Annotated in this window: 25 protein-coding genes and 1 pseudogene; 12 read left to right on the forward strand and 14 right to left on the reverse strand. The window is 68.0% G+C overall.

Annotated elements, in window-relative coordinates:
• Nucleotides 1–118 (forward strand): annotated as a pseudogene (locus DN412_RS43995) (IS630 family transposase); the annotation flags it as partial.
• A gap of 65 nt (nucleotides 119–183) precedes the next feature.
• Here DN412_RS43995 and DN412_RS04880 read toward each other — a convergent pair.
• Nucleotides 184–1,848: a Na/Pi cotransporter family protein gene (locus tag DN412_RS04880; RefSeq protein ID WP_244222560.1), complete on the reverse strand. Its 1,665-nt coding sequence runs from the start codon at nucleotides 1,846–1,848 to the stop codon at nucleotides 184–186.
• 88 nt (nucleotides 1,849–1,936) lie between these two features.
• The gene (phnA, locus tag DN412_RS04885) at nucleotides 1,937–3,157 is read right to left on the reverse strand and encodes a phosphonoacetate hydrolase (protein WP_115013473.1); all 1,221 of its coding nucleotides are present in this window, start codon (nucleotides 3,155–3,157) and stop codon (nucleotides 1,937–1,939) included.
• Nucleotides 3,158–3,269: 112 nt separating this feature from the next.
• Between phnA and DN412_RS04890 the strand changes: the two genes are divergently transcribed.
• On the forward strand, nucleotides 3,270–4,166 hold the full coding sequence (locus DN412_RS04890) for a LysR substrate-binding domain-containing protein (RefSeq protein ID WP_115013474.1): 897 nt from the start codon (nucleotides 3,270–3,272) through the stop codon (nucleotides 4,164–4,166).
• A 71-nt stretch (nucleotides 4,167–4,237) separates the two neighbouring features.
• Here the strand turns inward: DN412_RS04890 and DN412_RS04895 are convergent, their stop codons facing one another.
• Nucleotides 4,238–4,633, reverse strand: coding sequence for a hypothetical protein (locus DN412_RS04895; RefSeq protein WP_115013475.1), 396 nt, complete (start codon nucleotides 4,631–4,633; stop codon nucleotides 4,238–4,240).
• A gap of 139 nt (nucleotides 4,634–4,772) precedes the next feature.
• A complete protein-coding gene (locus tag DN412_RS04900) occupies nucleotides 4,773–5,477 on the reverse strand; it encodes a Crp/Fnr family transcriptional regulator (protein WP_115013476.1) in 705 nt (234 codons plus the stop codon).
• 109 nt (nucleotides 5,478–5,586) lie between these two features.
• On the opposite strand from DN412_RS04900, the gene DN412_RS04905 reads away from it, so the two are divergent.
• From DN412_RS04905 to DN412_RS04915, 3 genes are all read left to right on the forward strand, one after another.
• The gene (locus DN412_RS04905) at nucleotides 5,587–6,357 is read left to right on the forward strand and encodes a class II aldolase/adducin family protein (protein WP_115013477.1); all 771 of its coding nucleotides are present in this window, start codon (nucleotides 5,587–5,589) and stop codon (nucleotides 6,355–6,357) included.
• A gap of 2 nt (nucleotides 6,358–6,359) precedes the next feature.
• Nucleotides 6,360–7,289: a 2-hydroxyacid dehydrogenase gene (locus DN412_RS04910; RefSeq protein ID WP_115013478.1), complete on the forward strand. Its 930-nt coding sequence runs from the start codon at nucleotides 6,360–6,362 to the stop codon at nucleotides 7,287–7,289.
• Between the two features lie 163 nt (nucleotides 7,290–7,452).
• Complete coding sequence (locus DN412_RS04915) at nucleotides 7,453–8,325, forward strand: LysR substrate-binding domain-containing protein (protein ID WP_161563980.1); 873 nt, start codon at nucleotides 7,453–7,455, stop codon at nucleotides 8,323–8,325.
• 34 nt (nucleotides 8,326–8,359) lie between these two features.
• Here the strand turns inward: DN412_RS04915 and DN412_RS04920 are convergent, their stop codons facing one another.
• The 4 genes from DN412_RS04920 to DN412_RS04935 all read right to left on the reverse strand — a co-directional run bounded on the left by DN412_RS04920 (nucleotide 8,360) and on the right by DN412_RS04935 (nucleotide 13,013).
• Nucleotides 8,360–9,274: an aminotransferase class IV gene (locus DN412_RS04920; RefSeq protein WP_115013480.1), complete on the reverse strand. Its 915-nt coding sequence runs from the start codon at nucleotides 9,272–9,274 to the stop codon at nucleotides 8,360–8,362.
• Nucleotides 9,275–9,573: 299 nt separating this feature from the next.
• A complete protein-coding gene (locus tag DN412_RS04925) occupies nucleotides 9,574–10,596 on the reverse strand; it encodes a Bug family tripartite tricarboxylate transporter substrate binding protein (protein ID WP_115013481.1) in 1,023 nt (340 codons plus the stop codon).
• A gap of 9 nt (nucleotides 10,597–10,605) precedes the next feature.
• Entirely contained in the window at nucleotides 10,606–11,859 is a 1,254-nt protein-coding gene (locus DN412_RS04930; protein WP_115013482.1) for an alkyl sulfatase dimerization domain-containing protein, read from the reverse strand.
• A 221-nt stretch (nucleotides 11,860–12,080) separates the two neighbouring features.
• Nucleotides 12,081–13,013, reverse strand: a complete 933-nt coding sequence (locus DN412_RS04935) for a LysR family transcriptional regulator (RefSeq protein WP_078199567.1) — start codon at nucleotides 13,011–13,013, stop codon at nucleotides 12,081–12,083.
• 196 nt (nucleotides 13,014–13,209) lie between these two features.
• Here DN412_RS04935 and DN412_RS04940 point away from each other — a divergent pair, with 196 nt between their 5' ends.
• From DN412_RS04940 to DN412_RS04960, 5 genes are all read left to right on the forward strand, one after another.
• Nucleotides 13,210–14,442, forward strand: a complete 1,233-nt coding sequence (locus DN412_RS04940) for a CaiB/BaiF CoA transferase family protein (RefSeq protein WP_115013483.1) — start codon at nucleotides 13,210–13,212, stop codon at nucleotides 14,440–14,442.
• Nucleotides 14,439–15,128, forward strand: coding sequence for an enoyl-CoA hydratase/isomerase family protein (locus DN412_RS04945; protein ID WP_115013484.1), 690 nt, complete (start codon nucleotides 14,439–14,441; stop codon nucleotides 15,126–15,128). The genes DN412_RS04940 and DN412_RS04945 overlap by 4 nt, the downstream gene beginning before the upstream one ends.
• 13 nt (nucleotides 15,129–15,141) lie before the next feature.
• Nucleotides 15,142–16,365, forward strand: coding sequence for an acyl-CoA dehydrogenase family protein (locus DN412_RS04950; RefSeq protein WP_115013485.1), 1,224 nt, complete (start codon nucleotides 15,142–15,144; stop codon nucleotides 16,363–16,365).
• A gap of 55 nt (nucleotides 16,366–16,420) precedes the next feature.
• A complete protein-coding gene (locus tag DN412_RS04955; RefSeq protein ID WP_115013486.1) occupies nucleotides 16,421–17,566 on the forward strand; it encodes an acyl-CoA dehydrogenase family protein in 1,146 nt (381 codons plus the stop codon).
• A gap of 102 nt (nucleotides 17,567–17,668) precedes the next feature.
• Nucleotides 17,669–18,676: a Bug family tripartite tricarboxylate transporter substrate binding protein gene (locus DN412_RS04960; protein ID WP_115013487.1), complete on the forward strand. Its 1,008-nt coding sequence runs from the start codon at nucleotides 17,669–17,671 to the stop codon at nucleotides 18,674–18,676.
• A 7-nt stretch (nucleotides 18,677–18,683) separates the two neighbouring features.
• On the opposite strand, the gene DN412_RS04965 is transcribed toward DN412_RS04960, so the two are convergent.
• The 6 genes from DN412_RS04965 to sorA all read right to left on the reverse strand — a co-directional run bounded on the left by DN412_RS04965 (nucleotide 18,684) and on the right by sorA (nucleotide 22,662).
• Nucleotides 18,684–19,031: a hypothetical protein gene (locus DN412_RS04965; protein WP_244222561.1), complete on the reverse strand. Its 348-nt coding sequence runs from the start codon at nucleotides 19,029–19,031 to the stop codon at nucleotides 18,684–18,686.
• Between the two features lie 86 nt (nucleotides 19,032–19,117).
• Nucleotides 19,118–19,342, reverse strand: coding sequence for a DUF2188 domain-containing protein (locus DN412_RS04970; RefSeq protein WP_115013710.1), 225 nt, complete (start codon nucleotides 19,340–19,342; stop codon nucleotides 19,118–19,120).
• 422 nt (nucleotides 19,343–19,764) lie between these two features.
• Entirely contained in the window at nucleotides 19,765–20,250 is a 486-nt protein-coding gene (locus DN412_RS04975; RefSeq protein WP_078199572.1) for an SRPBCC family protein, read from the reverse strand.
• Nucleotides 20,240–20,626: an ArsR/SmtB family transcription factor gene (locus DN412_RS04980; protein WP_013952497.1), complete on the reverse strand. Its 387-nt coding sequence runs from the start codon at nucleotides 20,624–20,626 to the stop codon at nucleotides 20,240–20,242. The genes DN412_RS04975 and DN412_RS04980 overlap by 11 nt, the downstream gene beginning before the upstream one ends.
• 100 nt (nucleotides 20,627–20,726) lie before the next feature.
• Nucleotides 20,727–21,380, reverse strand: a complete 654-nt coding sequence (sorB, locus tag DN412_RS04985; RefSeq protein ID WP_115013488.1) for a SorB family sulfite dehydrogenase c-type cytochrome subunit — start codon at nucleotides 21,378–21,380, stop codon at nucleotides 20,727–20,729.
• Between the two features lie 10 nt (nucleotides 21,381–21,390).
• A complete protein-coding gene (gene sorA, locus DN412_RS04990; protein ID WP_115013489.1) occupies nucleotides 21,391–22,662 on the reverse strand; it encodes a SorA family sulfite dehydrogenase catalytic subunit in 1,272 nt (423 codons plus the stop codon).
• 298 nt (nucleotides 22,663–22,960) lie between these two features.
• On the opposite strand from sorA, the gene DN412_RS04995 reads away from it, so the two are divergent.
• On the forward strand, nucleotides 22,961–24,310 hold the full coding sequence (locus tag DN412_RS04995; protein WP_115013490.1) for a uracil-xanthine permease family protein: 1,350 nt from the start codon (nucleotides 22,961–22,963) through the stop codon (nucleotides 24,308–24,310).
• 19 nt (nucleotides 24,311–24,329) lie between these two features.
• Complete coding sequence (locus DN412_RS05000; RefSeq protein WP_115013491.1) at nucleotides 24,330–25,778, forward strand: amidohydrolase family protein; 1,449 nt, start codon at nucleotides 24,330–24,332, stop codon at nucleotides 25,776–25,778.
• Nucleotides 25,779–25,780 lie beyond the last annotated feature (2 nt).

Below are 25,780 nucleotides of genomic sequence, written 5' to 3' on the forward strand. Positions count from 1 at the left end.
AAAGGGCGAGAGGCTACGCGAGCGGATCGAGGAGCAACTCGCCGACGTCCAGAATAAGCCGCGTCTTGTCCGTTCATTCTTCGACGCTCCATCTGTCGCCTATATTTCCGACTGCTGAGTAAACCAGCCCTACATCCCCAACCCAACGAGCAGAACCCCTCCCCTTGCCGCATCACAGACTAATCAAGCATCCCTGCGCGTGCGGCGCACCGGGGTTGTCGGCGGCCAGTGCAGGGCACCACGCAGGGCGCCAGGCATCCCCACCGGCGCCGCGCACAACAGCGCATTCATCTGGGAAAGCTCACGCAGGATATCCAGATGCAAGGCGCTGGTTTCCACGCTGGCGGTGCGGCGCTGCGCCACACGGGCAATATGGCGGGCGGTGAAGCGCCCGGCGCGCGCCTGGAAGTCGCTGGCGCAGTCGAGAAGCAGTGCGGCGGCTGCGCGGTCGTTGGCAACAAAGAGCGACATCCTGGTACGCAGGTAGGCCACCAGCATGTCGCAAAGCTCCAGCAGTTCGGCGCTGCCCTCGTCCGAGAAGCAGAAGTTGCGGCTGAGCTTGCGCTGGTCCAGATCGACCAGGATCCGTTCAACGATATCGCCCACATACTCCAGGTTGATATTGACCAGCATGATCTCGTCCCAGCGCACGGCATCCTCGCCATCGAGGCTGCCGGCGTCGACATCGGTCAGGTACATCTTGACGGACGAGTAGAGGTTGTCGATGCGGTCGTCCAGCGCCCGGCAGCGGGCATTCATGGCGCGGTCGTTGCCGACGATCGAGAGCTTCATGCCGTTCAGCATCTCCTCGATCACGTCGCCGATGCGCACGACTTCGCGCGTGGCATTGCCCAGGGCGACGGAAGGGTGTCGCAGGTCGCCCTGGCTCAGGTAGCGCGCGCCACCGGGCGCTGTGTCGTCGTGCGCATCAGGCAGCCATCGCGTGCAAAGGGACGCCACCGGGTTGATGAACCAGATCAGGGTTGCGGCCAGTGTCAGGTTGAATGCCATGTGGAAGTCGGTGGCCATGGTCCCGGCACTACTGCCCAGGCGAGACAGCAGCCAGGGCATGGCGTCCAGCAGCGGCAGGAATGCCAGTATCCCCACGAACCGGAAGATCAGGTTCGCGAGCGATACCCGCCGAGCGGCGGGCGCGCTGCCGGAATTGGCCAGGCAGGCAATCAGGCCACTGCCGAGATTCGCGCCGAGCACCAGCGGCAAGGCAGTGGCAGGGCCGATCACGCCGCCCATGGCCAGCGTTGCGGTGAGCAATACCGCGGCCAGGCTGGAGTACGCGAGCAACGTCACGAGGGCACCGATCACCAGGGCCAGCAGTGCATCGTTGCCAAGCGAGGTGAAGATGGCACGCACGATCTCCGCGTGCAGCAGCGGTGCGGCGTAGAGGCGGATCAGTTGCAAGGCCAGCGTGATCAGCCCCAGTCCCACGATGACTTCGCCAGTCTGTCCACGCAGGCTGGCCTTGCCGGACAGACGTAGCGCGATGCCGATAACGAGTAGTAGCGGCGACAGCCAGGAGATATCGACCGACAACAGGCGCGCCATCAGGCTGGTGCCGACGTCGGCACCCAGCACGATCGGCAGTGCCGCCGGCAACGACACCAGGCCACCCGCCACAAAGGCGCTTGTCATCAACGCGGTGGCGCTGCTGCTCTGGATCAGCGCGGTCACGCCAAGCCCGGCCAGGAAGCCACGCGCGGGACTGGCCGTGCCCGCGGCCAGCACCAGCCGCAAGCGCGGCCCCAATACCTCCAGCATGCCGTGGCGCGTCACATGCGCGCCCCAGATCAGTAGTGCGACCCCGGACATCAGGGAAAGCAGGATTTGCATGGTGCCGCCCCCTGGCGGTGGCCGTCTTCGCGGCCACCTTTATCTGATTGCTGATGCAGCGTGCCAGCGAGGCCGGCACGTACTGGCTCTAGTCCGCGTGGTTCAGCGCCAGCCGCAGGATGTCGAAGTTGCGCAGGCGCTGGCCCGCGGCTGCGCTGACCTTGCGGTTGAACAGCAGCGGCACCTTCTGCTCGGACAGGCCGCCGTGCGAGCGCAGCGGGGCATCCAGGCCGCTCAGGTCATGGCGCGCCGGCGTGGTGCCGAGCACGGTCAGGCGTTCGCTGACCACCACCAGGTCGCCGATGCGGTCGGGCGGCAGTTCGAAGCGCTCGCTGGCGGCGCGCTTGTCCAGCACCAGCTCGATGCCGGGCAGCGCGGCGATGGCCACGTGCACGGCGCGCTGGTCGGTGCCGGCGGGCAGGTACACGGTTGCGTAGGAACCCAGCGCGCCGTGGTGGGCGACATAGGGATCGGTGATCGGCAGCAACACGCGGGTGGCGTCCGTGCCGAAGCGTTCGTCTAGCACCTGCTGCAGGAACAGGATGTTGGCCTTGCCCAGCGAGTCGGTCTTGGCGTTCATGCCATGGTCGGCGGTGACGCCGATGACCGCGCCCAGCGCGTCCAGCCGCTGCAGGTAGCTGTCGATCATCGCGTAGAAGGCATTGGCCTGCGGCGTGCCCGGGGCGTGCTTGTGCTGGATATAGTCGGTGGTGGACAGGTACATCAGGTCGGGCCGCACGGTCTCCAGCAAGACCACGCCGGCGGCGAACACAAACTCGGACAAATCGGCGCTGTAGACCGAGGGCAGTGGCATGCCGACCTTGCGCAGCACGTCGTCGATGCCGTTGTCTTCGATGTTGGCCTCGTCGGCTTTCTCCGCCGAGAAGCAGATGCCCTTGAGGCCGTGGCCCAGCAGCGCGCGCAGCTTGTCCTTGGCGGTGACCACCGCCACCGAGACGCCGGCCTGCGCTGCCGCGGCCAGCACGGTGGGCGCGCGCAGGTAGCGGGCGTCATTCATCAGCACCTCGGCGCCGGCTTCGGTGTCGTAGAAGAAGTTGCCGCAGATGCCGTGCACCGACGGCGGCACGCCGGTCACGATCGACAGGTTGTTGGGGTTGGTGAACGACGGCACCACGCAGTCGCCGGTCAGCACGGTACCGCGCTTGGCCAGGCTGGCGAAGAAGGGCGTGGCGCCCGCCTGCACGGCAAGGTTGATGTATTCCTGCTCGCAGCCGTCGATGCAGACGATGACGGTGGGGCGGACGGGAAGCTGGTAATGGTGGCCGTTGACCTGGATCTGGGTGCTCATGGCGTCTCTTGGGGAGGGTTTGTCGATGGGATTTGCCTGAGACCCATGCTAAGTTAGGCGATAAACTCTCACAATCGAGTTTATTTTCCAGATTCTGTCAGGAAATCTCGCAATGCCGCACAAGCTGCCCCCGCTTAACGCCTTGCGCATCTTCGAGGTTGCCGCCCGCGCCGGCAGCTATTCGGCGGCCGCGCGCGAGCTGCACCTGACCCATGGCGCGGTCAGCCGGCAGATCGAGATCCTGGAGCAATGGCTGGGGCAGCCGTTGTTTATCCGCCAGGGCCAGCGCATGGTGCCGACGGTCCACGCGCAGGCGTTCGCGCGCGAGATCAGCACGGCGTTCGACCAGATCAGCGCCGCTTCCGAACGCTATGGCCGCATCGCCACGCGCAAGGTGGTGCGCGTCAACGCGCCGGCAACTTTTGCCATGCGCTGGCTGATTCCGCGGCTGGATGATTTCCGGCGCCAGCAGCCCGAGGTCGACGTGCGCGTGTCGACGGCCTTCAGCAACGAGGCGGGATTCAACGGCACGTTCGATGTGGCGATACGGCGCACCCTCGAGCGTGGCGAGCAGTTCGAGTCAGTGCCGATCTTTTCGGAGTATCAGACGGTGATCGCCAGTCCGGCGATGCTGGAGCAAGTGCCGTTGCAAGGCGTCGAGGACCTGGTGGAGGGCGTTTTTCTCTATACCGAAACACGGCCAGGCAGTTGGGAATCGTGGCTGCAGCAGGCAGGACATGCGTCGCTGCTGCCGGTGCGAACGCTGCGCTTCGACCATTTCTTCGTCACGCTGCAGGCCGTGGTGGACAGCCTGGGCTTTGCCATCGGCACCTTTCCGACGCTGGAAGCGGACCGCGCGGGCGGGCGCATCGCAACGCCGTTCTCCGCCATCCGCGCACCGGGCAATACCTATCATGCGCTGGTGCCGCGCGATGCCGACAAGCCGCTGCATTTGCGTGCCTTCCTGGAATGGCTGCAGCAGCAGGGAGAGGCGGCCGCGCAGCGCTGAAGCGGGGCGCGCCTGGCAAGTAAGAAGAGTGTCGCGCGGCCCGCGCGATGCGGGCCTGCGCTGAGGGGCGCTCAGGCGCCGTCGAGAAACGCGCTGCGCTGGCCCAGGCGCGTGCCGAGCGCATCGGGGGCCAGGCTCATGCTGGCGGAGTCCACGGTCGAGGCGGGGCTGCTTGCCATGGTCGGGTCGGCGGCGGCCGGCGCCAGGCCCGGCTGGGCCGCTTGTACAGGAGCTTGCATGGGAGCCTGGGCATAGCTGCCGCCCGCTGCGGGTGCCATCTGGGCCGACGGCATGGCTTGCATGGGCTGTGCGGATTGCACCGGCTGGGTGGATGGCATCGGCTGCATCGGCTGCGTCATCGGCATGGGCTGGCTCGGCTGCAGGGGCTGAGCCTGCTGGGCAAACAGCGGGTAGGACGCGATCATCGCGCCAGCCATGACCAGGGATTTCGCCAGATGTTGCTTCATTCGTGTACCTCCTAAAACGCCTACAGGCAAGGGAGAGATCACTGTAGCGCCGAGCCACCTGACATTCTGTTTGATTTTGCAACGGTCGTTAACCACCCTTGCCATCGGAGCCGGGGCAGGTTAATTGCGCGCGCGGCCGTCAACGCCTGGCCAGGCGCTTGAGCGCAGCGGGGTCGAGCAGTTCAATCTGCCGGTACTCGCGGCGGATCAGGCCCGCGTCCTCCCACGCCTGCAGGTACTTGGCCACGGTCTGGCGCGAGCGGTTGACCATGTCGCCAAGGTCTTCCGCGCTGATGCGCACGACATGGTCGGTGCGGTCGGCCAGTTCCAGCAGGCGTGCCGCCATGCGCGCGTCGATGGGCGCCTGCGCCGCGCTTTGCGCATGGTCGAACGCCACGCGCAGGCGCGCGCAGATCTGCTGCACGATCAGCTGCATGCCTTCCGGATGCGCGGCCAGGAGGCGGTGGAAGTCGCGCTGGCTCAGTACCATCAGCTCGGTGTTGCCGACGGCGAAGGCGTCGTGCGTGCGTGGCTTGCCGTCCAGCAGCGAGATCTCGCCGAACCAGCGTCCGCGCCCGATCACCGAGTACACCGACTCGCGCCCACCCGTGCTGACCCGGCTCATGCGCACGCGTCCGGACAGCACCATGCAGAAGTAGGTGGGCGGATCGCCGCGCGCGAAGATCATCTCGCCGTCGCTAAAGCGCTGGCGGCGTGCGGCATTCGAGACGGCATCGAGCACGCCTGGCGGCGCATTGCGCAGCCAGCCGCTGGCCAGCACGCTGCGCGGCAGCGCGCGCACCGGTTCCACCGCTCTCGATCCACTCTTCACCTGACGCTTCACATCGCTCTCCTGCAGGAGCCGAGATTGTCTAATACTTAACAGACTTTGGCGCGGCGCGCCGGGAGAATGCGTCAGTTCAATGACTCACATGCCCCCGGGAGGTACGCATATGGCGCAAATCCAGCTTGTCGATTCAGTAAAGGACCGCGTCTCCGACGCCGAATGGCAGATGCGCGTGGACCTGGCGGCCGCGTACCGCCTGGTCGCCCACTTTGGCTGGGACGACCTGATCTTCACCCATATCTCGGCACGCGTGCCCGATGCGCCGGACCAGTTCCTGATCAATCCGTACGGGATGATGTTCGACGAGATCACGGCATCGAGCCTGGTGAAGGTCGACCACGAAGGGCAGCCCGTGCTGGAAACCCCGTATGACGTCAACCCGGCCGGCTTCATCATCCACAGCGCCGTGCATGAGGCGCGCCCCGAGGTCGGCTGCGTGATGCACACGCATACCTCGCACGGCGTCGCCGTGTCCGCGCAGCAGGCGGGCCTGCTGCCGATCTCGCAGCAATCGATGTTCGCCCTGACCGGGCTGGCATATCACGACTATGAAGGCGTGGCGCTGCGCGAGGATGAGAAGGCGCGGCTGGTGGCCGACCTGGGCCGCTGCAAGCAGATGATCCTGCGCAACCATGGGCTGCTGACGTGCGGGCGCACGGTATCCGATGCCTTCCTGACCATGTACACGCTGGAGTCCGCCTGCCGCATCCAGATCCTGGCGCAGAGCGGTGGCGCGCCGCTGACCATGGTGCCCGAAGCCGCCAGCGCCAACATGGGCCAGCAGGCGCGCCAGGCCACCAAGGGCAAGGGCTCCAGCCTGGCCTGGCCGGGCCTGCTGCGCCGCCTCGACCGCATCAACCCTGACTATCGCAACTGACCATGGCCATCCTTGTTCACCTGCCGTCGTTCATGGCGGTCCCCATCACCGCCGCGCTGCGCGAAGCCGCGCCGGATATCACCGTGTGGAATGGCCGCGAAGCCGCCGTCGCGGAAGACGTCGAAGCCATCATCGCCTGGGGCCTGAAGCCCGGCGTGCTGCCGGCCTACCCGAAGCTGCGGCTGGTCTGCGCGGCCACCGCGGGTGTCGACAAGCTGCTGGCCGCGCCGGACCTGCCCGCCAGCATGCCGGTGACGCGCATTGTCGATCCCGGCCAGCAAACCGGCATCGCCCACTACGTGCTGGCGATGGCCCTGCGCCATACCCGCGCGCTCGGCCTGTACGCCGAGCAGCGGCGCCGCGGCGAATGGAAGCGCCACCCGGGGCGCGATCTCTCGCGCTGCCGCGTGGGCGTGCTCGGGCTGGGCGAGATCGGCAGCGAGGTGGCGCGCATGTTTGCCGCCATCGGCTACCCGGTCAGCGGCTGGAGCCGCAACGCCAAGCATCTGCCCGGCGTGACGGACTTCACCGGCGACGATGGCCTGGACGCCATGCTGGCGCAGAGCGACATCCTCGTCTGCACGCTGCCGCTGACGCCGCGCACCGAGGGCATGCTGAACCGGCAGACCCTGTCGCGGCTGCCCAAGGGTGCTTTCTTCATCAATGTCGGCCGTGGCGAGCATGTGGTCGAGCCCGACCTGATCGCGCTGATCGACGAAGGCCATCTCTGCGGCGCGGCGCTGGATGTCTTTGCCAAGGAGCCGCCCGCGGCGGACGATCCGGTCTGGAACCATCCGCGCATCGAGGCCACGCCGCATATCGCGGCGGATCCTTCGTATGAACTGGTCGCGCGGCAGTGCGTCGAGAACCTGCGGCGCGCGCGCGACGGGCGTGAACTGCTGAACCAGGTGGACCGGCAAGCGGGGTATTGAGCGCCCTGTGGGCATGGCTGGTGAGCTGCGATAAGATGCGGTTGCCTTCCAAGCCCAGGGCCAGCGGCGGAGCCAGGCGAAGTACCGCGCCCAGTCACGCATTGCTCCTCGCTTTGCACCCCTTATGCCGACCGATTCGTTGCGCTTGCCGCCGTTGACGGCCTTGAAATCCTTCTATGTGCTGGGCAAGGCCGGCAGTTTGCGCCGTGCGGCGGCGGAGCTGAATGTCACGCATACCGCCGTGGTCCGGCAGATCCGTCAGCTTGAATCGTGGCTGGGGGCCGCACTGGTCGAAACCAGCGCCAGCGGCACCGTGCTGAATCCGCAGGGCGTGCGCTTCCACAAGACGCTATGCCAGGCGTTTGAACTGATCTCGGACGCCACCGCCGAGATCCGTCCTCCGGGCCAGACCGAAGAGCTTCGGGTTTGCGCGCCGCCGGGCTTTGCGACGTTCTGGGTGCTCCCCCGGCTGCATGAGATCCAGCGCCGCATGCCCAGCGTCGCTTTCGACATCATCCCGATGGAGGCACGCAAGTTCGACAAGAACGGTTTCGATATCGAGATCGCCTACGGGTATCGCGACGATCCCGAGCTGGTGAATCTGGCGCTGGTTCGTCCGCGGCTGATGGCGCTTGCATCCCCTGCCTGGATCAAGGCGCATCCGCAAGTGAAGACGGCGCAGGACTTGCTGGCGCAGAGCCTGGTCCATGAACGCTTCACCGATGTCTGGCGCACCTGGTTCGAAGCGCTGGGCTTGCGCGTGGGGACGCTGCAGGGACCGCGCCTGGGCGCGCTCACGACGGTGCTGGAGGCCGTGCACCTGGACCAGGGGCCCGGCCTCTTTGCCGATATCTTTGCCGATGAGCGGCTGACCCGTGGCGTGCTGCAACAAGTGGTTCCGGACATGCCGCGCGCGGGCACCTATGTGCTGGTCGTGCGCAAGGACCGCGCCGACGAGCCCGCCATTCGCCGGTTCAGCGACTGGCTCATCGGCACGCTGAAGTCCGCGCGCGACGCCGACGACGACCTTCCATAGGATCGCAGCCTTCACCGGAAGACTGCGTGCCCCCTCAGGCGTAGGCGTGATACCCGATCGGCTCGTGGAAGCGCGGGTCGCGATGGGCTTCCCAGTAGGCTTGCCGCAGCCGCTTGAAGACCGGGCTTTCCTCGGCGTGCGGCAGGATCGTGCCGTTGATCTGCCGCACCCGGATGACGCCGCCGCCGGAGGAGGTGATGAAGACCTCGTCCGAGCCCTCCAGTTCCGCGCGCCGCAATCGGCCCACGGTGAACGGGATGCCCAGCTGGGTACACAGTTCCAGCACCGTGGCGCGGGTGATGCCCGGCAGGCAGCCGTGGTCCGGGGTCCAGACATGTCCGTTCCAGACGGAGAAGATATTGAAGCCGGGCCCTTCGGTCACGTAGTTGTCGGCATCGCACAGGATGACGGAGTCGTAGCCCTCGTCATGCGCCTGGAACAGGCCGGTGGTCAGGTCGCCCCACTGGTAGTTCTTGACGGTGGGGTCGAAGCAGGCGTCGGGCACGCGCGGCACGTCCGCGATCTTCAGGCGCGCCCCACGCGCCTGTACCTCCCTGGGCACCACATCCACCCACGGCACCGCATAGGTCACCAGGTGGTTCTGGCAGTCCGCGGGCTGGCGCGAGCCATAGATGCGGGGCCGGCCCCGCAGCGCCACCATGGCCACGTACGCATCGCGCATCCCGGACAGGGCCACCACCTCATGCAGGTTGCAGCGGACCTCGTCCATCGTCATGCCCACGTCCATGCGCCGCATCGCCATCGAACGCCTGAAGCGGTCCAGGTGCGCCTGCAGCCTGAAGAACGCGCCGTCCACGACGTGCACCACGTCGTAGACCGCGTCGGAGTGCGTGAAGCCCCAGTCCAGCACTGAGATCCGCGCGTCGCCGATCGGCACAAAGGCGCCGTCGACATAGGCGGCGCCGCGGGAGAAGTCTTGTGTAGTCATGTTCCGGCCTGCTGTGGATAAGGGAAGGGAAAGATGTCGCCAGCAGTAGCGAGCGGGCGTAGAGCGCAGTCTAGGTTTGGGAGTGCGGGCCGGGGAGTCCAGAAAAAGATTCCACGGTGGAAACCTGGGGTTTCCACTGGCGCTAGCGGCAAATCGGCATACGTTGCCTGCCGCGCGGCCTGGACGGAAAGCGAACGTGGTGCTGGCGTCGATGACGGCGCCGGTGCTGTTCTCGCACTGAATGCGGACCGGCGCGGGCACGGCGCAAGGGGCGGTGCCCGCTGCGCCCCTGGTGGTCTTCAGTCGACCGTGATGTGGTTGACCTGGATCACCTTGCCCCACACGCCCACGTCGGCGCGCACGGTCTGCGCGAACTGCTCGGCGCTCCTGGCCGGCGCCATGCCCATGTTCAGCTGCAGGAAGCGCTCGCGCATGGGCGCGTCGGCCAGCAGGCGGTTCACCTCCGCATTGAGCCGCTGCACGATGGCGGCGCTGGTCCCCGCGGGTGCGAACAGGCCATACCAGCTGTCGGTATCGAACGGGTAGCCCTGCTCGGTCATGGTCGGCACGTCCGGCGTGACCGGCCCGCGGCGCGTGCCGCTGATGGCCAGCGCGCGCAGCTTGCCGGCGCGGATCAGCGGCAGCGACGACGAGGTATCGACAAAGGCCGCCTTGACCACGCCGCCCTGCATGTCGGTCAGGATCTGCGCCACGCCCTTGTACGGCACGTGGCGCAGCTTCATGCCGGTCTGCATCTTGAGGGCTTCCATGGTCAGGTGGCCGCCCGAGCCGATGCCCCACGAGCCGTAGTCGTAGGCATCCGGGTGCTTGAGCACGTAGGCGACGAATTCCTTGAGCGTGCGCGCCGGGAAGTCCGGCGTCACCACCAGGAAATTGCCGCCCGCGCCGATCTGCGCCACCGGCACCAGGTCGCGCAGGCCGTCATAGGGCATCTTCGGCTGCAGGCTCTGGTTGATCACCACCGTGGCGGCGTAGGTGAACAGCAGCGTGTAGCCATCGGGGCTGGCCTTGGCCACGGCGTCGTTGCCGATGATGCCGGTCGCACCCGGCTTGTTGTCGACCACGATGGTCTGGCCCAGCGCCGTGCCGAGCGTCTGGGCCAGTGTGCGCGCGAACAGATCGGTGCCGCCGCCGGGCGGGGCCGGCACCACCAGGCGGATGGGCCTGGCGGGCCACGCGTTGCTGGCATAAAGCGGGCCGGCCGCTGCGCCAAGGCCGAGTGCGGCAAGCCCGCGCAGCACGTCGCGGCGGCGCGCGTTGCCAGGTCGTTCCGTTGTCACCGGATGGGTTGCTCGTGGCATTGGATCTCCCTAATGCATGCCGAAGTTGTCCGCCGCGTCGCTTTCCAGCGCATCGGCGGCTGCGCCATACAGGCTGCGCGATACATAGCTGCGGACCTGCGTGGCGCGCTGGCGCAGCCAGGCGGCCTTGAGCTGCCGCGCCTCGCGCACGGTGGGCGTTTCATCCGGCGCCAGCGCCAGCACGTCGATCACGTGCAGCGCCAGCTGCGTGTCGCCGCGCGCGGCCAGGGCCTGGGCGTGGCGGATCAGCGCGGCATGGTCGGCCACGGCCGCGGCGATCTCGGCGGCGGCCTGCTGCGGCGGGGACGGATGCAGCGTGGTGGCATTGCGGTCCCACCAGCCGTTCTCCGAGCGGTAGATGTCGCGCGCGATGTAGCTGGGGTCGCCATACGTGGGCCGCATCCAGGGCTGGTCGAACAGCTTCGCCGGCGGCTTGAGCGCGGCCAGCACCTGTCGTTCATTGCAGCCCGCGTTCATCAGCCGCACCACCTCGGCACGCAGCCAGCGCAGGGCTTTGGCGGTCTGGCACAGCACGCGCCGGCATTCCTCCTCGCCTTGCAGCGTGGCGCCGAACTCGCGCACCACGGTGCGCGGCTGCAGCCCGGCCAGGCGTTCGAGCGTGTCTGCCCAGCGCACGGTGTCGCGCATGGTGCGGAAGGGCGTGCCGATGTTCGGGATCGAATCGATGACCGCGGGTCCGCCGTACAGCAGGCGCCGGCCCGGCAGCCAGACCGCCACAGCGTCGTCGGTCTCGGACGGCGCCCACAGGATTTCCGCGCGGCGCTCGCCCCGGCCCAGCGTCAGGCCGTCGGCGAAGGTCTCGGTGGGTTCGATGTGGACCAGCTTGTCCGCCAGCGCGCCGGCCGGCTGGCGGAACTGGATCTCCGCCATGCGCTCCTGCATGCGCCGGGTCTCGCGGTAGCGCGCCTGCCGCGCCAGCACGTTGACGTGGGCCAGCACCCGCGGCGCGGGCTCGCCGCGCGCGGCGGCGTGGTCCAGCCATTGCTGCAGGCCGGCGTTGTAGCCCATATGGCCGTGGCTGTAGCAGATGGCCAGCACCGGCAGCCCGGTCTGCGTGCGCAGCGCCTCGATCATGCCGCGCGTGACGCGCCCGCCCGGGCCGCTGTCGACCACCAGAAGGCCTTCGCCGACGTCGGCGACAAAGCTTTGTCCTTGTCCGTGCAGCAACCACACGCCGTCGCCGGCGCTGTCGATCCCCGTGCCGGTGACCAGTGCCGCCGGCCGATCTTCGATGTCCTGCATGCTTGCCTCCCTGCGATCTGGTTCGTCTCCAGCGCCACTGTCACGCAGGAAGGCGCTGTGCAGGGATAGGGGAAAATCCCGCCGCGATGCGGCGCACCGGCCGCAAACCGAGCGCCGGTGCGGCACGGCAGGGATTCGGGAATTTCAGGTGTAAACCGCTGGTTAGCACCTTGTCAGCGCAGGGAGTTCCCGGCCGGTGCGTGCTGCTGTAGCCGCGCGCCTTAGCCCTGGCGGCGCAGCGGGCTGTCGGCCATGTTGGACAGGTAGTGCACTTCGCGCCGCAGCAGGGTGGCGAACTGCGCGGCCACGGGTGTCATCGGCGAATCGGCACGGTAGATCAGGCTGACCGTATGGCTGGGCAGCTTGTCTTCGATCGCCAGCGGCACCAGCCCGCTGGCGGCCAGCCGGCCGGCCACCATCTGGCGCGGCAGCACGCAGAGCAGGTGGCGGTCCTGCAGCAGCGACTGGATGATGCCGATGGTGTCGCAGCGCACCGCCACGCGCGGCAGCGGCAGGTCGTGCGCGCGGAAGGCGTCGAGGATAGCGGCGCCCGGACCGTGCATGCGCTGGCCGGTCAGGACCCAGTCCGAGCCGACCAGCTCACGCAGGCGGCGGGCGTTGCGCAGCGGATGCTCGCGGTGTGCCACCACCACCGAATCATTGTTGTAGAGCGGCTCACAGGTGAATTCGCGCTCGACGCCCTCATCCGGGACCGGGCTGACCGCCATGTCCATCACGCCCGCGCGCAGGTCGTCCAGGTACGTGGGGTAGACCCCGCTGTCGATGCAGACCAGCACATCGGGATGCTGGGCCCGGAAGCGCGTGAGCACGGCCGGCAGCAGCAAGTGCGCCGGTCCGCCGGTGGCGCCCACGCGCACCACGCCGTTGCGCGCGCCCAGCATCTGGCTCATCTCGTCGCTGGCCTTGCGCGCCTCGGTGGCGATCAGGCGCGCGCGCCGCAGGAAGGCTTCGCCATAGCGCGACAGCACCACGCCGCGAGTGGTGCGGGTCAGCAGCGGCACGTGCAACTCCTCTTCCAGCTGGCGGATGCTCTTGGTGAGTGCCGGTGCCGACACATCGCGTGCGCGTGCGCCGGCGCGGATGCTGCCGTGCTCGGCCACGGCGATGAAGTCCTGGAGTTGGCTCAGACGCATGGATTGCCCCGTTCAGACGATGCCTGGGTGCCCAGCATAGCGGCAATCCGTACTGTTCGGGATAACCCCAGGGTGCTAACCGCTGGTTTGCACTGCCGCAGTTTTGGCATCTGACGCGAAGCGCCGCGCTAACGCATGATCGCTCCACATCGTCGTAAACCGCCGGCCGCGCCGGCATCTTCGAGGAGTGGATCGCATGGCGAACCGGCAAGACCTGCCGCTGGCAGGCATACGCGTGGCGGAGTTCGGGCAGTTCATCGCGGCGCCGGGCGCCGCGATGATGCTGGCCGACCTGGGCGCCGACGTGGTCAAGGTCGAGGCCTTGCGCGGCGACAGCGCGCGGCGCTTTGACGGCACCAGCCTGCAGAGCCCGATGTACCTGGCCTACAACCGCGGCAAGCGCGGCATCGCGCTGGACCTGCGCACGCCCGGCGGGCTGGACGCCGCACGTCGGCTGGCGCTGGCCAGCGACGTGGTGCTGCACAACACCCGCGCCGGCGTGATGGAAGCGCTGGGGCTGGACGCCGCCACGCTGCGCGCGGCGCGTCCCGACCTGATCCACGCCTCGATCAGCGGCTTCGGCACGCGCGGGCCGTCGCGCACGCGCCCCGGCCTGGACATTGCCGCGCAGGCAGAGAGCGGCATGATGTCCGTTACCGGCGAGGCCGGCGGCCAGCCGCTGAAGGCCGGCTTTGCGCTGATCGACGCCGCCACGGCGTTGGCTGCCGGCAACGCCATCCTCGCGGCGCTGTTCCGGCGCGAGCGCACCGGCGCCGGCGAGACCATCGAGACTTCGCTGCTGTCGGTCGGCGTGCACATGCAGGCCCAGCTGTGGGCCGAGTACCAGTGCTCCGGCGCGCTGCCGGTGCGCAGCGGCAACAGCCAGCCCAAGGCAGCGCCGGCCGCGGACGTGATCGCGGTGGCGGACGGGCATATCGTGCTGTCGGCCTATCTCGACGAACACTGGACGCGCCTGTGCGAGGCCATCGGCCAGCCGGCGCTGGCGCAGGACGCGCGCTTTGCCTGCAACGCGCTGCGGGTGCGGAACCGCCCGGCACTGCTGGCCATCCTGCACGAGGCCATGCGCCACCTGAGCGGCGACGCCGCCCGTGCGCTGCTGGAGCGCCACCAGGTGGTGGTGGGCGTAGTGCGTGACTACCACCAGGTCAACGCGAGCGCCGACGTTCGCGCCAGCGGCATCCTGCGGCCCGTCGATGACGGCGAGGGCGGCCAGCTGGACCTGCCCGGGCTGCCGTTCACCATGGCCAGCCTGCCCGCAGGCGGCACGCCCGCGGTGCCGCGACTCGGCCAGCATACGGCCGAGGTGCTGGCCCAGCTTGGCTACAGCGAAGCAGAGATCGACGCCATGGCCCGCGCCGGCGCGATCGGCGTCGAGCCTATCGAACAAGCCCAGCAGGAGCCGGCATGAACGCGCCCCAATCCCCCGTACTCCTGCAGCGCCATGCCGGCTGGGCCGAGGTGGTGCTGAACCGCCCGGCCCGTCGCAATGCCGTCGACATGTCGCTGGCACGCGCGCTGGGCGACGCCATCGAAACCCTGGCCGCCGACGACAGCGTGCGCGCCGTGCTGCTGCGCGGCGCCGACGGCGCCTTCTGTTCCGGGCTGGACTTGCAGGCACTGCAGGCGGAGCCGGGCGGGCTGGCCGCATTTGCGCCGGTCTGGGAGCGCGTCCACCATGGCCTGCTGCATAGCCGCAAGGCATGGATCGTGGCGCTGGAGCGCCATGCCATCAACGGCGGCGCGGCGCTGGCGCTGGCCGGCGATCTGCTGGTGTGCGGCGCCGGGGCCTTCCTGCAGATCGGCGAGGTCCGCCTGGGCATGGCCGCGCCGCGCAATGCCGACTGGCTGGCACTGCGCCATTCCGAGGCCGTGGCCGCGCGCCTGTGCCTGCTTGGCGACCGCGTGCCCGCGCCTGAGTTGCTGCGGCTGGGCATTGCCACCGAGATGGTCGATGACGCCCAGGTGCTGGACCGCGCGCGCGGCCTGGCCGCCACCATCGGCGGCTTTCCGGCCGAAGGCGTGGCCGCGATCAAAGGCGGCATGCGCGCCGCGACGCTGCGCATGGCATCCGGTGCGCGCGACAAGAACTCCTGAGGACAGACATTCCATGACAGATTCCATCACCACCGACGACGACGCGTCGCTGCAGGATTTCCGCCGCGAGGTGCGCGAGTTCGTCGCCCGGTCGCTGCCCCATGCCGTGCGCGAGAAAGTCCGTCTCGGACTGGAAGTCAGCAAGCAGGAGCTGGTCGACTGGCAGCACCGGCTGGCCGAACGCGGCTGGCTGGCGCCGCACTGGCCGCCTGCATGGCAGGGCTGCAACTGGAGCGCCGAGCGCCGCGCCGTATTCCAGGAAGAGCTGGTGCTGGCGCATGCGCCCGAGAGCGGTGGCATCACCTTCGAGATGATCGGCCCGATCCTGATCCGCTACGGCACGCCGGCGCAACAACAGTACTTCCTGCCGCGCATCCTGAGCCAGGAGCACTGGTGGTGCCAGGGCTATTCCGAGCCCAACTCCGGCTCCGACCTGGCCTCGCTGAAGACGCGCGCGGTGCGCAAGACGCGGCCGGACGGCACCGAGGTCTACGTGGTCAGCGGCAGCAAGATCTGGACGTCCTACGCGCAATACGCCGACTGGATCTTCTGCCTGGTGCGCACCGATACCGAGGCGCGCGCGCAGCAGGGCATCAGCTTCCTCCTGATCGACATGCGCAGCCCCGGCGTGAGCGTGCGGCCGCTGGTGGGCATCCATGGCTGGCACCTGTTCAACCAGGTGTTCTTCGACGAGGTGGAAGTACCGGTGGAGAACCGCGTCGGCGAAGAGAACGCGGGTTGGTCCATCGCCAAGTCCCTGCTCGAGCATGAGCGGCTGAACCTCGCGCGCGTGGCCGAGAACCGCCGCCGCCTGGCCAAGGTGCGCGCCATCGGCGAGGAACTGGAGGAGGGCGGCCAGCCGTTGTCGCAGCGGCCCTGGTTTGCCCTCCGGTTGCGCGCGCTGGAAGTGCGGCTCGAAGCGCTGGCGGCAACCGTGCTGCGCTTTCGCAAGCGGGCGCGCGCCGGGGAAACGCTGGGGCCGGAGACCGGCATGCTCAAGCTGCTGGGCAGCCGGCTGATCCAGGACATCGAGAACCTGGCGGTCGATGCGCTGGGGCCGGACACGCTGGCCTATGACCGCGCCGCGCACTTCGAGCCCGCCGTGCCGCAACCGGGCCAGTCGGCGTACGCCGCGGCGGCATCGGCACGCCGCTTTGTCACCCGCGGCTACACCATCGCCGGCGGCTCCAGCGAGATCCAGCACGAGTTGCTGGCCAAGCAGGTGCTGGGCCTGTAGTGCCGGCATCCGTGCCCGCAACCGTGCCCGCAACCCAGGACAAGGAACGGAACACATGAGCGATTCAACCGACGATCGCCGCATGCTGCAAGAAAGCGTGCGGCGCTATGCCGAGCGCGGCTACGGCTTTGAACAGCGCCGCGCGGCGCTGGCCGAGCCAGGCGGCTTCTCGCGCAAGCACTGGCAGGTGTTTGCCGAAATGGGCTGGCTGGCCGTGGGCCTGCCCGAAGCCTGTGGCGGCCTGGGCGATCCCGCGGACCAGGCCCTGCTGGCGGAGGAACTGGGCCGTGCCCAGCCCGCGGAGCCCTGGTTGGCCAATGCCGCGCTGTGCGCGCCGCTGCTGGCCGCCTGCGGCGATCCCGCCCACGCCGCCATCGCCGCGGCGATGGCCGAGGGAGGCGCCATGCTGGCGCTGGCCGCATGGGAAACACAGGGGCGCTATGACGCCTTCGATATCAGCACCACCGCGCAACAGCATGAGCCAGGGCAATGGACGCTGGATGGCCGCAAGACCCTGGTGCTGGGCGGCGGCAGCGCCGGCGTGCTGCTCGTGCTGGCACGCACCAGCGGCCAGCGCCGCGACCGCAACGGCCTGACGCTGTTCGCGGTCCCGGCCAGCACGCGCGGCGTCAGCGTCGACGCGCTGCCGACCTACGACGGCCGCCAGACCGCCAGCGTGACGCTGCGTCGTGCCACCGTGCCGGACAGCGCGCGCGTCGGCCCGGTGGATGGTGCCTGGCCGCTGGTCGAAGCTGCCATCGACCAGGCCACGGTGATGGCCTGCGCCGAAGCCGTGGGCACCATGTCGCGCGCATTCGACCTGACCCGCGACTACCTTGTGACGCGTGAGCAGTTCGGCCGATCGCTGACGGCCAACCAGGTGATCCGGCACCGGCTGGTGGACCTCTATGTCAGCGTCGAGCAGGCGCGCGCGATCACCGAGCTGGCTGCCCATGCCCTGCTTGGCGATCCGGTGGCGCGCATGCGCGCGGTGTCGCATGCCAAGGCCTTTGTCTCGGACGCAGGGCGCGCGCTCGGCGAAGACGTGGTGCAGCTGCACGGTGCCGTGGGCATGACCGAAGAGATGGAAATCGGCCACTGCTACAAGCGCCTGGCCGCCCACGCCAACCTGTTCGGCGATGCCGACTGGCACTACGACCGGCTGGCGGCACTCGATCACGCGGCGCGGGCGCAGGCCTGAGCCGATCCAGCCAGGGCGCCCGGGCCGACCCGGCGCGTCCAACCATGACAGGCCGGCAACGTACCGGCACGCGCGGCCAATGCGCCGCAACGGAGACAGCATATGAACAGCCAGCACACTGGTGCTCGCAGGGCTTGTGCCGCGCGCACAGCAGCCCTGGCCGCGGCGCTGACCCTGGCGGGCGCCGCCAGCGCGCACGCCGAAGCGCCGTACCCAAGCAAGCCCATCCGCATGGTGCTGCCCTCGGGCGCGGGCACCGTGACCGACCAGACCGCCCGGCTGGTGGCAGAGCGCCTGACCGCTGCGCTCAAACAGCCGGTGGTGGTCGACAACCGCCCCGGCGCCAACGGCATCATCGCCAACGAGACTGTGGCGCGCGCCGCGGCCGACGGCTACACGCTGCTGTTCACCTACGCCGCGACGATGACCGTGAACCCGTGGACCACGCCGTCGCTGCCGTACGACCCGCTCAAGGACTTCACGCCCATCGCGCGCCCCAGTGAGCCCGGCGGCAACCTGCTGGCGGTCAGTGCCAGTGTGCCGGTGCGCAACCTGCAGGAGCTGATCGCCTATGCCAAGGCCAGTAAGGCCGAACTGGCCTACTGCTCGTGGGGCGTGGGTTCCGGCGGCCACCTGGCCATGGAATACCTGAAGGCCAAGACCGGCATCCACCTGCGCCACATCCCCTACAAGACCGCCACCCAGTGCAGCAACGACCTGGCCGCGGGCCATGTCACCATCGGCATCACCGACTCGGCCTCGTCGGTCCCGTTCCTGAAGTCCGGCCGCATCCGCGGCATTGCCGTGTCCGGGCCGGAGCGCCTGCTGACGGCACCGGACGTGCCGACCATGTCGCAGCAAGGCGTGCCCTTCCAGCAGGCCAGCTGGGTTGCGATCTTCGGCCCCAGGGGCCTGCCCGCGCCGATCGTCAACCGGTTGAATGCCGAGGTGAACCGCATCCTGCAGACGCCGGCAGACCGCGAGAAATTTGCCGCGATGAACCTGCAGCCGGCCTCGCCGTCGAGCCCGGCCGACCTTGGCAAGCTGGTCAGCACTGACCTGGCAGCGTGGGGCGAGGTGGTGAAGGTGGCGGGGCTGCAGGCGAAGTAGGGCAGGCTCAAACGAGATGCTGGGCGGTGGGGTGGCGCTGGGGGCACGACCTGAGCAAACGGGGTACGTCCTGCACGCGGGAGGTACTAGGCATTTCCTCCGTCCCGGCGGAAAGGGCGTGAATAATAAGAGCGCGGTGCATGATGAGTTCCTTGAGGCTGCCGTGAATGCTGCCTCGAATCTGCTCGGCGCTTGTGCTGTCGATGCCGTCCCTTTTTAACTGCGCGATCCGCTGTTCCTGCGCCTCGAGGCGTTTCCCCAGTCGATCGATGGCCTGATCCGTTTCGTCCAGGTCTTCGAGATCCTTGTCTATGCTGCGCGTGAGCTCTAATGCCGCTTGCATGATGACCTCCATGCCATTGACTATGCCTCTGCGATATGTCCGCCCCGCGAGGCTCGGCTACTCAGATGTGGATTCAGGCTGGATCAACTCCACATCGGCTAATTCGCCAAGGGGGCATTGCACCCTCTGAAATCCAGGCCACATGGATCGTCCGCAGCGCCATGAATCATGAGGACTGCATCCTGTTCCATCGCCATATGCACGCCAGCGGCGATCGCTTCGCGGCGCGATTGATAAGTCAAACGAGTAATACGTGGATCATCGGTTTCCACGGCCCATTGTGATTCTTCGGTCAGCAATACCTGGACAGTACTGATCGACATGTGCGCACCTTCGTCGGAGTGGGCATGTATCGGTTCTAGCTGATTGAAAAAAATACCGGTGTCAGAAAATGTCCTACTTTCGTCCATCGCGAAAGCTGAGATTGCTTGGGAGGCGCACTGGGTGTGGGAAGGGGGGCAATACATGGCTTCAGCCTGGCGTGCTTTCGCGGTGCGCTATAGCCTCCCGGCGGGAGCGTGGGAGGCGCTTGGCGCAATCGGCAAAGTCGCGGCCAGATCCTATAAGGGCAGGGGCACCTCGACCACCGCAGAACGGTCTGTGGGCCGCGGCAGTCAGCACGCAAAGAATCTGCAAGCTCACAATAGCCATCGATCGTGCCCAGGCATGGGACGGGATGTCGTGATGACAAAAGAAATGGCGCCCGCACGGTATCCGGTGCGGGCGCCATTCCGTTGCCGCAGCCTTACTTCAACTGCTGCGCAAATTCATCCAGCTGCGTAATGCAGGTACCCCAGCCCTCATGGAACCCCAGCTCCTCATGCTGCTTGCGCGTAGCCTCGTCCGGATGCAACACGCGCGCAATGTAGCGGGTACCGTCGCCTTCATCAGCCATGGTGATGACCGCGGTCATCGACAGCCACGGCTTGGCAGGCCGATACCCGGCCACCAGGGCCGAGGTAGAGACGATCTTTTCCATCGGCACAATCTCGAGGAAGCACCCCGGGTTGTCGCTGGTGCCGCCGTCCGGGCCTTTCATCAGGGTATGGAAGGCGCCGCCGGGGCGCATGTCGAAGGCCAGTACCTCGGTGGTCCAGGGTTTGGGGCACCACCATTCCTTGAGCAGCCTGGGGTCGCTCCATGCACGCCAGACCTTGGCACGCGGGGCCTTGAGCAGGCGCGAGATGACCAGGTCCTGGCTTTCAGGGCTGGCGGCGTTTTCATTCGGCATCTGACTGTTCCTCCTGATGTAGGGCTTCGACAAAGGCGGCCAGGCGGTCGGTACGGGCCTCCCACATGGCGCGCTGATCGGCCAGCCATTGCTGCGCGTCTGACAGCGGTTGCGGTACCAGTTCACAGGTGCGCACGCGCCCCGTCTTGCGCGAGCGGATCAGGCCGCTGCGCTCCAGCACCTGCAGGTGCTTCATGAACGAGGGCAGTGCCATCGTGAACGGCGCCGCCAGTGCCGAGACCGTTTCCGGCCCGCGGCCGAGCACGCTGACGATGGCGCGGCGGGTCGGGTCCGCCAGCGCGTAGAACACGTCGGAAAGCGGGGAAATATCGACAGCCTGGGACACGTCTGCAAACTCGGCACAATGGTTAGCCATGTGGCTAAGTATAAGGAGTCGGCTGAAAACCGCAAGGGCAAAATGCAAGGCGCCCCGGGATCAGCCGGGGCGCCTTGCGATCGGGGAAGCGGGGCGAAGGCTATTGCTGCCGCACGTATTCCGCCAACGCCTTGACTTCGTCCGCCTTCAATCCGGCAAAGGGCGGCATCGGCACCGATCCCCACTTGCCGGTGCTGCCGCCGCGGATGCTGGCTTCCAGCTTGGCCTGCGCCTGCGCATCGTCCTTGTAGCGCGTGGCGACTTCGTGATAGGCCGGGCCCACCACCTTCTGCGTCACGCTGTGGCAGCTCAGGCAGGCGTTCTTGGCCAGCAGGCCTTGTACATCGACGCTGCCAGTCGCAGCGGGGGCAGGAGCCGCTGCCGCAGGCTGGCCCGCCTTCTGTGCGATCGCCACGATCTCCGGGTCCTTGATCTTCGCGGAGCCGTAGGCCACCGCCAGGTAGGCGCCCAGTTGCTCGACCTCGGCATCGTCGATCGGCGCTCCATAGGCGCTCTTCATCTTCTTCATCTCGGCGGTCCACTGCGTCAGGCTCAGGCCGGGCGGCTGGTAGGCGACGTAGTCGGCCGAATGGCAGATCGCGCATTTCTGCATGGCGATGCCGTAGCCGGGCAGCTTGGCGGGTTTGAGCTTGACGTTTTCCGCCGGCAGCTTGATGTCCTGTGGCGCCGCGGATGCGCTACCCGCGCCCAGCAAGGCCAGCGCGAGCAGCATGGAGGGAATGGATCGATGCATGGTGCGCTCCTCAGGCAATGGTGACCGGCGTGGATTCAATGACGTTGCGGCGATAGCCGGCCGGGTTCCAGTTGGCCTTGGCGGGCTGCACCTCGCCCTGGTTGCTGGTGGCGCGCACCATCAGCACGGCCTGGCCCTTGCGCGCGAACTTCACCGGCAGCTGCCAGGCGCGGAACGAGAAGCGGCCCAGGTCCTGCCCCAGCGTGGCGGCCTGCCAGTTCTGCCCGCCGTCCACCGAGACCTCGACGCCGCGGATGCCGGACCCGCCATCGAAGGCAATGCCCTTGAGTTCCACCGTGCGCCCGGCAGGCAGCACGCCGCCGGTGCCCACGCTGGTGATGAAGCTGCGTACCGCCAGCGTCGAGATCGGCCGCGTCTTGGCCGCCGGCGTGCCGGGTGCCACGCACTGGCAGTCGTTGTCCGGCACGCGGTAGCCGGTGGTCATGAAGAACGCATCATGGCCTTCGAAGGGGTGATCCAGCACCTCGATCTCGAACACATGCTTGACCCAGTAGGTGCCGAAGTAGCCGGGCACCACCAGCTTGAGCGGGTAACCGTTGAGGAGAGGCAGGTCTTCCCCGTTCATGCCCCAGGCCAGCATCGGCTCACCGTTCATGGCATGGGCGATATCCAGCGACTTGCGGTAGTCCGGTGTGCTCGGCAGCACCGGCGTATCGAGCCCGTTGAACGTGACCACCTTGGCCCCGGCCTTGACGCCCGCCTGCTCCAGCACCTTGCGCAGCGGCACGCCGGTCCAGCGTGCATTGCCCATCGCGCCGTTGGCCAGTTGCGCGCCGAACACACGCGGCTCGGAGAAGCCGCGGCTGTTGCCTGAACACTGGTTCACGGCGACGATCTCCACCGGGTCGGCCAGCCGCTTCAGCTCATCGAGCGACAGCGTCAGCGGCTTGTCGACATGGCCGCCGACCGTCAGGCGGAAGGTGGCAAGGTCCACCGACAGCGGAATGTTGGCCAGGTGGTAGCGCACGAAGAAGGCGTCGTTGGCGGTGATCGGCCCCTCGTTGAACGCGGAGAAGGGCGTCTCAAGGTGGGGCGGCCGGGTGGTGACGCGCACCAGCGGGCGCTTGCCCGGGTAGCGCACGAGCTGGCGGGGGCCATCGGCCAGCGTGACGCCGTCGCTGACGCGCGCGGCCTGGGCGGCCAGCGCCCCGAGCGGGGAGGCGCTGAGCGCGAGCAGGCCCGCGCCCTGGACGAAGCGGCGCCGGGCCGGTAGCGGCCGGGCGTGGTCGGCAGATTCCGCCGGACTGTTCTTGTCTCGCATGGGGCGTCTCCTTCAGGCGTGTTGTGTGGCGCAAGGCGCGATGGCGCGTACTTTGAGGCCCCTGCGTCAACTTGTGAAACGTGTTTTGCCGCTAGCACTTATCGATTCAATCAATATAGGGGAAGACCACAGGCACCGCGTCAAGAAACCGCTTGCATCGGGAATATCGTTTCCCTACACTTACAAAAACGTTTTTGTTAGCGGAAATCGATAACATCTGCGGCGAATTGCGCACAGACGCAGCAAGTGGCTGGCACGCCACCGGCACAACGCCCACACACCAAACGAGGAGCAAAGCATGTCCCACCCCGTCCCCGCGCCGGTGGATGAACGGCTGCCATGGCGGCGCCTGTTTGTCTTCGGGCTTCAACACGTACTGGTCATGGCCGCGTCGCCGATCGCGTCGGTCTTCCTGATGAGCAAGGCGCTGAACTTCCCGCCCGCGCTGGCGGTGCAATTGCTCAGCGCCACCTTTGTGGTCTGCGGCCTGGGCACGCTGCTGCAGTCGCTGGGCAAGCGGGGCCTCGGTGCCCGGCTGCCGTTTGTGATGCTGCCGGGCGGCGCGCCGATCGTGCTGTTTATCCTGATCGCGCAGCAGACCGATGTGCAGACCGCGGCCGGCGCGGTGATCCTGACCGGCGTTTTCTATTTCTGCGTGCTGCCGGTATTCCGGCGCTGCCTGCGCTATTTCCCGCCGGTAGTGGTGGGGACGATGCTGTTGCTGGTGGCGATCAACCTGGCACAGGTCTCGGGCAAGCTGGTTGCCGGCCATCCCGCCGCGGGCAGCACGGTGGACCCGCTCAACCTGCTGCTGGCGTTTGCCACCATTGCCTGCACGGTGGCGGCATCGCGCCTGCTGTCGGGCATGCTGGCGCAACTGGCGATCCTGGTCGGGCTGCTGGGCGGTGCGCTGGTCGCGGGGCTGGCTGGCGCGTTCCACCCTGGCCATGTGTCGATGTCGCCGGTGTTCGCGCTGCCCACGCCATTCCCGTTCGGGTGGCCGCATTTCGATGTGGTGGCCGCGATTCCGCTGATGGTGTTTGCCGTGATCTCGATGGTGGAGGCCACCGGCCAGACGCTGGCGATCAGCGATGCCGTGGGCCGGCCGGTGGACCAGCAGCGCGACGTGCCGCGCACCATCCGCGCCGATGCGCTGACGTCGCTGCTGGGCGGTGTGTTCGGCACCTCGCTGATCATCACCAGCGGCGAGAACATCGGCATCGTGCGTGCCACCGGCGTGCGCTCGCGTTTTGTCACGGCGATGTCGGGCGCGATCCTGGTGGTGTTCGGGCTGCTGGTGCCGGTGTCGTCGCTGATCAGCGCGATCCCCGAGGCCGTGGTCGGCGGCACCGGGCTGGTGGTGTTCTGCATCGTCGGCACCATGGGCATCGACATGCTGCGCAAGGTGGACCTGCGCGACCACGCCAATATGTACGTGGTGGCCGTGGCGCAGGCCGTGGGTTTGCTGCCGATCCTGGTGCCCGGCATCTATGGCGGGCTGCCCGGCAACCTGCGCATCCTGGTGGGCAATGGCGTGGCGATGGGCGCCATCACCGCGGCGCTGCTCAACTTCCTGTTTTTCCATACCGGTCTGCGGGCCGCGGCAGCGGGCGCCTTAGGCCGCGACGATGCCGCCGCCATGCATTGACCCTGCTTTCTGAATCGCAATGACTGAACGTTATGCATCGACGCCGGCCTGGCCCGGCGACCTGAACCCGGCGATACGGCCGGAAAGCTTCGAACGCCAGTGCATCCTGCTGCCGGAATGGACCCTGCTGCGTCAGGGCGCGGTGCGCGGCCACGCGGTGGTGGTGGAGGACGGCCGCTTTACGGCCGTCGGCACGGCCGAGGAAGTCGCCGCGCGCTTCCCTGGACTGGAAACCCTGCCGCTGCCGCGCATGCTGCTGATGCCGGGCATGATCGACACGCACCACCACCTGACGCAGTCGTTCGGCAAGTCGCTGGTGTTTGGCGAGCCGTCGGAGATCTTCCGGCGCGTGTGGGTGCCGCTGGAGGGCAGCCTGAAGGCGGAGCACCTGTACCTGTCGTCCAAGCTGGCGGCGCTGGAGGCGCTGCGCGGCGGCTTCACCACCGTGGTCGATGCCGGCACGCGCAGCGATGCCGGTCTGGATGCGGTCGCGCGCGCGGTCACCGATGCCGGCGTGCGCTGTGTGCTGGGCCTGATCTGCAACGACAAGCCCGGCGCGGAAACGCTCGATGCCGCGCCGATCCTGCGCCGCGCCGCCGCGCACCTGGACAAGTACGCCAGCGATCCGCTGGTGGCCCCGTCGCTGGCGATCTCGATCCCCGAGGTGGCCTCTGACGCGATGCTGCACCACGTCTACCAGCTGTGCGCCGAGTCCGGCCGCGTCTTCCAGACGCACGCCAATGAGCACCTGGTGGCGGTGGAGCGTTCGCTCAATGCATGCGGGCGCCGTCCGATCGAACATCTTGCCGCAGTCGGCGCACTGGGCCCGGCTGCGCTGCTGGCGCATGCCACGCTGGTAACGCCGCAGGAGATCCGGCTGCTGGCCGACACCGGCACGGCCGTGGCCTACAACCCCGTGGCCAGCGCCTGGAAGGGCAACGCCGTGGCGCCGGCAGAGACCATGGCCACCTTTGGCGTGCGCCTGGGCCTGGGCACCGACGGCACCCGCAGCGACGGCTTCCGCCTGCTGGACTATGCCGAGGCCGCGCAGCGCTTCGCCTTCGGCATCGGCGTGGGCGATTCCTCCTGCGGCGCGGGCTGGCGCTGGGTCGACATGGCCACGCACGACGCGGCCGATGTGGCGGGCCTGGGCGCCCTGACCGGCGAGATCGCCGCCGGCAAGCGCGCCGACTTCCTGCTGGTCGACCTGGACGTGCCGGAGCTGACGCCGTCCTGGGACCTGACCTGGGAGCTGGTGCGCCTGGCCAACCGCGACCAGATCCGCGCGGTCTTTGTCGATGGCAGCCTGCGCCTGTGGCAGGGCTGGCCCACGGACTGGGACGCCCGCGCGCTGATGCGGGCTATCCACGCCATGGCCGAGGACACCATTGCCAATGCCCCGATCCGCAAGCTGCACGACGCCGCGGACGCGCACCGCGCCCGCCACGCTGGCACAAAGGCATCCTGACC

The organism is Cupriavidus lacunae, from assembly GCF_003353055.1.
Taxonomy (GTDB): domain Bacteria; phylum Pseudomonadota; class Gammaproteobacteria; order Burkholderiales; family Burkholderiaceae; genus Cupriavidus; species Cupriavidus lacunae.

Coding starts and splice junctions, on each gene's coding strand:
- DN412_RS04890 (WP_115013474.1), top strand. CDS start 3,270: ATGCCGCACAAGCTGCCCCCGCTTAACGCCTTGCGCATCTTCGAGGTT.
- DN412_RS04955 (WP_115013486.1), top strand. CDS start 16,421: ATGAGCGATTCAACCGACGATCGCCGCATGCTGCAAGAAAGCGTGCGG.
- DN412_RS04975 (WP_078199572.1), bottom strand. CDS start 20,250: ATGCCGAATGAAAACGCCGCCAGCCCTGAAAGCCAGGACCTGGTCATC.
- DN412_RS04930 (WP_115013482.1), bottom strand. CDS start 11,859: ATGCAGGACATCGAAGATCGGCCGGCGGCACTGGTCACCGGCACGGGG.
- phnA (WP_115013473.1), bottom strand. CDS start 3,157: ATGAGCACCCAGATCCAGGTCAACGGCCACCATTACCAGCTTCCCGTC.
- DN412_RS04935 (WP_078199567.1), bottom strand. CDS start 13,013: ATGCGTCTGAGCCAACTCCAGGACTTCATCGCCGTGGCCGAGCACGGC.
- DN412_RS04945 (WP_115013484.1), top strand. CDS start 14,439: ATGAACGCGCCCCAATCCCCCGTACTCCTGCAGCGCCATGCCGGCTGG.
- DN412_RS04960 (WP_115013487.1), top strand. CDS start 17,669: ATGAACAGCCAGCACACTGGTGCTCGCAGGGCTTGTGCCGCGCGCACA.
- DN412_RS04950 (WP_115013485.1), top strand. CDS start 15,142: ATGACAGATTCCATCACCACCGACGACGACGCGTCGCTGCAGGATTTC.
- DN412_RS04920 (WP_115013480.1), bottom strand. CDS start 9,274: ATGACTACACAAGACTTCTCCCGCGGCGCCGCCTATGTCGACGGCGCC.
- DN412_RS04880 (WP_244222560.1), bottom strand. CDS start 1,848: ATGCAAATCCTGCTTTCCCTGATGTCCGGGGTCGCACTACTGATCTGG.
- DN412_RS04965 (WP_244222561.1), bottom strand. CDS start 19,031: ATGGAGGTCATCATGCAAGCGGCATTAGAGCTCACGCGCAGCATAGAC.
- DN412_RS04995 (WP_115013490.1), top strand. CDS start 22,961: ATGTCCCACCCCGTCCCCGCGCCGGTGGATGAACGGCTGCCATGGCGG.
- DN412_RS05000 (WP_115013491.1), top strand. CDS start 24,330: ATGACTGAACGTTATGCATCGACGCCGGCCTGGCCCGGCGACCTGAAC.
- sorB (WP_115013488.1), bottom strand. CDS start 21,380: ATGCATCGATCCATTCCCTCCATGCTGCTCGCGCTGGCCTTGCTGGGC.
- DN412_RS04940 (WP_115013483.1), top strand. CDS start 13,210: ATGGCGAACCGGCAAGACCTGCCGCTGGCAGGCATACGCGTGGCGGAG.
- DN412_RS04895 (WP_115013475.1), bottom strand. CDS start 4,633: ATGAAGCAACATCTGGCGAAATCCCTGGTCATGGCTGGCGCGATGATC.
- DN412_RS04970 (WP_115013710.1), bottom strand. CDS start 19,342: ATGTCGATCAGTACTGTCCAGGTATTGCTGACCGAAGAATCACAATGG.
- sorA (WP_115013489.1), bottom strand. CDS start 22,662: ATGCGAGACAAGAACAGTCCGGCGGAATCTGCCGACCACGCCCGGCCG.
- DN412_RS04925 (WP_115013481.1), bottom strand. CDS start 10,596: ATGCCACGAGCAACCCATCCGGTGACAACGGAACGACCTGGCAACGCG.
- DN412_RS04910 (WP_115013478.1), top strand. CDS start 6,360: ATGGCCATCCTTGTTCACCTGCCGTCGTTCATGGCGGTCCCCATCACC.
- DN412_RS04980 (WP_013952497.1), bottom strand. CDS start 20,626: ATGGCTAACCATTGTGCCGAGTTTGCAGACGTGTCCCAGGCTGTCGAT.
- DN412_RS04905 (WP_115013477.1), top strand. CDS start 5,587: ATGGCGCAAATCCAGCTTGTCGATTCAGTAAAGGACCGCGTCTCCGAC.